The 641-nt window shown below is 75.4% G+C and carries 1 protein-coding gene; it reads left to right on the top strand.

Annotated elements, in window-relative coordinates:
• Positions 1-641, top strand: a 641-nt coding sequence (locus FRW57_RS22515) for an ImmA/IrrE family metallo-endopeptidase (RefSeq protein ID WP_152187127.1), incomplete at both ends; no start/stop codon positions are given.

Raw genomic sequence — 641 nt, 5'->3', positions numbered from 1 at the left:
GCCGCTGGCGCGCCGCGACCAACGCCTCACCTGCGGTGCCACCCGGCGCTGTCCGGGCCCGATGCCGACCCGGCCGGTCAGGGCTGGCAGCTGGCCGAGGAAGCCGCGCGCCGCATCACCCGCGCCGGCCGCAACTGGCTGACCGAGGACCTGGCGCCCCTGGTGGAGGACGTCTTCGGCATCGACGTGGCCGTGGTGGCCACCCCGGTGTGGTTCGACGGCGCCGCGTGGTCGGACCGCACCGCCAAGATCGCCGTGGTCGGTGCCACCGACCGGCCGGGCCGGCAGCGGTTCGCGCTGGCCCACCAGGTGTGCCACCTGCTCGCCGAAGAGGAGAACAGCCTGCACGTCGACGCCTCCATCGAGCAGGTCCCCCCCGAACGTGCCCGCTCTGAGACCCGGGCGAATGCCTTCGCCGAGGCCTTCCTGATGCCCGGCGACGTGCTGCGGGAGCTGACCCCGAAGCGGTGGACCGCGCCCGCTTTCGCCGCGCTGGCTCTGTGGCTGGACCTGCCCGCCCGGGCCCTGACCCGCCGGCTGCATCAGCTGGGGCTGATGCCGATGGCCGACCGGCGCCACTTCGAGGGGCTGGGCGGTGCCGACCTCGCCGCCCTGCTGGGCGCCAGCCAGGCCTACGCCCG

The sequence above is a fragment of the Segeticoccus rhizosphaerae genome, from assembly GCF_009192725.1.
Lineage (GTDB): Bacteria > Actinomycetota > Actinomycetes > Actinomycetales > Dermatophilaceae > Segeticoccus > Segeticoccus rhizosphaerae.
Note: the sequence above shows the minus strand (reverse complement) of the source record. Positions and strands in the feature narration are given on the sequence as shown.